The sequence below is a fragment of the Pseudopedobacter sp. genome (assembly GCF_040392825.1).
Classification (GTDB): Bacteria; Bacteroidota; Bacteroidia; order Sphingobacteriales; family Sphingobacteriaceae; genus Pseudopedobacter.
Map to the genome: position 1 here is coordinate 1 of NZ_JBEBVH010000266.1, position 5,236 is coordinate 5,236.

General features: G+C 37.1%; 3 protein-coding genes. All 3 read left to right on the forward strand.

All coding sequences use genetic code 11. The features are described from left to right. The first annotated feature begins 295 nt into the window (after positions 1-295). A complete protein-coding gene (locus ABWO41_RS15090; RefSeq protein WP_353139845.1) occupies positions 296-2,848 on the forward strand; it encodes a phosphocholine-specific phospholipase C in 2,553 nt (850 codons plus the stop codon). 301 nt (positions 2,849-3,149) lie between these two features. After that, entirely contained in the window at positions 3,150-3,971 is an 822-nt protein-coding gene (locus tag ABWO41_RS15095; protein WP_353139847.1) for an endonuclease/exonuclease/phosphatase family protein, read from the forward strand. An 84-nt stretch (positions 3,972-4,055) separates the two neighbouring features. Then, positions 4,056-5,236, forward strand: a 1,181-nt coding sequence (locus ABWO41_RS15100; RefSeq protein WP_353139849.1) for a hypothetical protein, incomplete at its 3' end; no start/stop codon positions are given.

Consider the following 5,236-nt stretch of genomic DNA (forward strand, 5'->3'; position numbering starts at 1 on the left):
TGGACAACGTGAATTGAATAATTGTATAGTGGTAACTAAGAAATAAGGATATACATAAAAATTAGCTATAATATTTTCTCTAATAGACTTATTTGGCTTTAAAATACAATACTAAAAAAGCAAGCTGTCCAAAAGCATATTAACATTTTCGAAATGACAGGTGCTTTTGGGTAGCTTAATAAAACAAGTTTTGAAAATAAACAGATATCCCGATAGGTAAGATTTACTGCAATATGGATAATAAGTAATAATTTGAAACAAATATTACTTCCATTTTGATAACAAAATAAAACCAATGGACTCAAGAAGAGAATTTATCAAAAAATCAATTTTACTGTCGGGAGCAACAGGGCTTTCCAGTATATTGCCATCTTCCATTCAACGGGCATTGGCTATAAATCCGGCTCCGGGCAGCACCTATCTTGATGCTGAACATGTAGTTATACTTATGCAGGAAAACCGTTCTTTTGATCATTGTTTCGGGACATTGCAAGGGGTACGCGGATTTAATGATCCACGAGCTTTTAAGCTTGCAAACGGAAATCCTGTATGGCTTCAAACTAATCAGGAAGGTTTAACCTACGCGCCTTTCCGGCTTAACATTAATAAAACCAAAGCAACATGGATGGGAAGTTTGCCGCATTCACGAGCTTCGCAGGTAGATGCTTTTAATCAGGGGCAGCATGATAATTGGTTAATAGCCTGTAAGATGAAGAATAGAAAGTATGCACATATACCTTTTACCTTAGGATATTATAACCGTGAAGATCTGCCCTTTAATTATGCAATGGCTGATGCTTTTACTGTTTGCGACCAGAATTTTTCTTCTGCAATGACCAGTACCTGGCCAAACAGACATTATTTGTGGTCCGGAACTATCAGAGAAGAAGAAAATGCTCAATCACGGGCGCATATACGAAACGATCTCGCTTTTGGAGAAGCAAAATGGAAAACCTTTCCCGAGCGCTTAGAAGAAAATAATATATCATGGAAGGTATATCAGAACGAACTTACTTGCGGAGGAGGTTTTGAAAGAGAAGAACGGTCCTGGCTGGCTAATTATACCTGTAATCCTTTGGAGTATTTTTCACGCTACAATGTTAAATTCTCCGCCCGATACGTTAAAAGTTTACAGCAACAAACAGAGACTTTACCTAAAGAAATAGAAGTCTTAAATGAACAGCTTAAATCGGTAAGCACTACAGATAAGAGATTTCAGAAACTGCAAGCCGATATCCTCAAAAAACAAGATGTATTGGATAAAGCGCTGGATGAGCTGAAATTGTGGACACCCGAGCGTTATGAAAAGCTTTCGCAAACGGAAAAGAATCTGTACGAAAAAGCCTTCTCTGTAAATAAAGATGATCCTGATTATCATAATCTGGCACCGCTGGAATACCATGAAGCTGGAGAGCTGCGTACGGTAAATATTCCTAAAGGAGATATTTTTTATAATTTCAGAAAAGATGTAGATACGGGAAAATTGCCAACAGTATCCTGGTTGGTAGCTCCTGAAAAATTTTCAGAGCATCCGTCAGCACCCTGGTATGGTTCATGGTATATATCGGAGGTATTAGATATACTTACTAAAAATCCCGAAGTATGGAAGAAAACTATTTTTATCCTTACATATGATGAAAATGACGGTTATTTCGATCATATTCCGCCATTTATGCCTCCAAGTCCAATTAAATCTAATGCTGGAATGGTATCGCATGGTATAGATACATCCATAGAATACATTCCGTTAGAACAGGAATTAAATTATGGGATACATAAAGATACTGCCAGAGCGGGGCAGATTGGTTTGGGGTATAGGGTGCCCATGATTATTGCTTCGCCCTGGAGCCGTGGAGGTAGAGTGAACTCTCAGGTATTTGATCATACCTCTACATTACAATTTCTGGAAGGGTTTTTAACTGAAAAATTCGGGCTCAAAATCAAAGAAGAGAATATTAGTGAGTGGCGGCGTACAGTTTGTGGCGACTTAACATCTGTGTTTTCTAAATACGATCCGGAGGGTAAAGAAAGCTCTTTTATACTGAATAGAAAGACTCATATAGAAAAGATTTATAACGCAAAATATGCTGCAGATTTAACTTCATTCAATGCCCTTTCAGAATCGGAAATAGAGGAAATAAAAAAAGATTCGCTTTCGTCTGATTTGTTGCCAAAACAAGAAAAAGGTATACGACGCTCATGTGCTCTTCCATATCAATTATATGCAGATGGAAATCTGAATAAAGAGCGAACGGGTTTTGAAGTGAAATTTGAAGCCCGCAAAGATATGTTTGCTGGTAAATCGGCTGGCGCTCCGTTTACGGTTTATACACCTGCAAATTTTAAATCGGAGCAAGGAGATACTTTTGAGATCATGCGTAACTGGCAATATGCTGTAAAGGCAGGAGATCAGTTAAGTGATACATGGTTGGTGAATTCTTTTGAAAAGAAAGCGTACCATCTTAGAATTTATGGACCTAACGGTTTTTACCGTGAATTTATGGGAGATGTAAAAGATCCTAAAATTTCTGTTAAATGTGAATATGAAAGCGAACCGGGAACCAAAGATAGATTGACGGGAAATCTTCAGTTTTTTATACAGAATTTTGATCTCAGTCAGAATTATGAAATCACTATCAAAGATGTCTACCAGAAAGGAACAGCCAGGCAAATATTGGTAAAACCCGGAAAAGAAGAACGTTTTTCTCTGAATCTGGAAAAGAGTTTTGGATGGTATGAAGTAAATATATGCGTAAAAGGTTTTGAAAGATTTATGAAACAATATGCCGGTCGTGTAGAAACAGGGAAAGAAAGTATGACAGACCCTTTGATGGGACAAATTGTTTAAAAATATTAAAGATAAATATTGTAACAAGTGATTGATGAAATGGGAAGTGCGGCCACACTTCCCATAAATAAGATCGACACAAAAAGAATCATTCGATGGATTATTAATGGTAAAACCTTATTCTGTAAAAGTATGTAATTAAATTATGCGATTAAAATCCTTTAAAACATAGTTTTTAGGGCTGGTTATTTATATAATTTAATTTGCGATTTTCTTAGCGATTACAGACTTGGTCTGTTTATACCAGGCAAAGGTTTTATCATTGTTTTCCATTGAATTTTAAAGTATAAAAATTCGTGGTATGAAACATTTTAAATTATTACTGATAGCATTAATATGCTTATCATGCAGCAAAGGTGAAGTAAAGAAAGAAGATAATAAAACGCCGGATCCTAGCCCTGTTTATGAGGAGAAATTGATTAGGATATTAAGTTATAATATCCATCACGGTGCACCGGCAGGTACCACGGCTCCCATAAATCTCGACAATATTGCTGCGGTGATTAAATCACAAAATCCGGATCTGGTTGCATTACAAGAGGTAGATAAAAATACCAATAGATCTCCTGTTGATCAGGCGAAAGTGTTGGGCGAAAAGTTAGGTATGTCCCATTTCTTTTCAAAATCTATAAATTATAGTGGAGGAGAATATGGAGTAGCCATTCTATCCAGATATCCTATAGTTTCTACCGAGCGCATATTATTATCTAATAAAGTATCGGGGGGAGAGCAACGAACTTTAGGAGTAGCTACTGTAGAAATTCCGGAATTAGGGAAGGTAAAACTGGCAACCGCTCATTTGGATCTTGTTTTAGGTAACAGAAGTGAGCAAGTGTCTGAAATTAATGAGTTTTCAAAAAAATCTGAGTATCCCGTTATTTTGGCTGGAGATTTAAACATGACTCGTTTTGATCCTGAATTTTTGCCACTCAGGACAGAGTTTCTGCTAAGTTGTACAAGTTCATGTCCGTTAACATTCCCGGCAGATAAACCGACTAAAGAAATAGACTTTATTTTATTGAACACGAATGCGGCGAAGAAAATGACCGTAAAAAATTATCAAGCTGTCTCAGGGAAGTTAGAATCAGACCATCTACCGCTTTTGGGAATAATTAGTTTTTGAGATTATAAACCATGCATCTTATTTAGTTGGGGCAAAAAGTTAATATAATCTAAATTAATCTATCATTAACTCTAAAATTTCATTATGAAAAAATCATTACTATTAAGTTTTTTTATGCTTTTTATGGCATCTGCCAATGCAGAACCCGAACCACCAAAGGCTTTTACGGCCGGGAATATAGTGGTTTTAAGATATGGAGATGGAACAGCAGGTATCGGAATGGATAAACAAGTTCCTGCTTTTTTGGATGAGTACACACCAGCAGGTGTGTTTGTGCAAACAATAGCACTACCAATTACAACTGTAGGAAGTCAACGGGCATTAACTGGTAAAAATGTGTATCCGGCTCAGGGAACAGATAATAATACCAATGCAGAAGGAACATTAATACGTTCTGCAGATGGGGTTTATTTAACCTTTATAGGTTATGAAGCAGCTCCTTCTTCTTTGTCATCGGAAATTACAACTAGTGTTATAGCTCGTGTATCTGCTATAGGAGATATTAATACGGCAACTGCTTTACCAAGTGCCGTTGTTAAACCTTATGCTGCTGTATCTAAAGATGGGCAACAATTTTGGATTGGTGGAGTAAGAGGAAGTAGCTCTTATAAGGGAATTACATATGTGCCATTTGAATATAATAAGGGGATTACTTCAGGACTTGGAGAGGGGGTAAGCATAGGCGGTGCAAACGCTACGTTATCGTTAAATATTTTTAATGATTCTTTGATTTACTCCAATGCAGGAACCATTCGACCATTTTATACTTCTGCTTTACCCGAGGCTGCTTACACAGGCTCAACTGTTAGTTATCCTGGCTTTGGTGCGGGAACAGATCCTAACGCTATGCAGTTTATGATATTTGATAGTAACGGAGACGGTAAAACTGATTTAATGTATTTAATAAATGACAGAACTTCGGTTCCAGGGAAAATCATGAAATATATGTGGGATGGCACAACCTGGGTAAGAAAAGCTTCTATAACTGCAGCGCCTCTTACAGATAACATGAGATTTCTTACTGCAAAATTAGAAGCAGGGCTAGCAACTATATATTGTACAGGTCCGTCCGGGCTTTATAAGTTAACTAATAACATAACAGAAGAGCTAGCGGCGAGTAATCTTGCTCTTCTTGTTTCTGCACCAGCAAACACAACTTTCCGAGGTGTTGCTTTTGCCCCTGTAGCTATATCAACTCCAGTAAAACTAAGTTCATTTACCGGAAAAGCACTAACAGAAGGCGTACAGTTAAGCTGGACAACAGT

Coding starts and splice junctions, on each gene's coding strand:
- ABWO41_RS15090 (WP_353139845.1), top strand. CDS start 296: ATGGACTCAAGAAGAGAATTTATCAAAAAATCAATTTTACTGTCGGGA.
- ABWO41_RS15095 (WP_353139847.1), top strand. CDS start 3,150: ATGAAACATTTTAAATTATTACTGATAGCATTAATATGCTTATCATGC.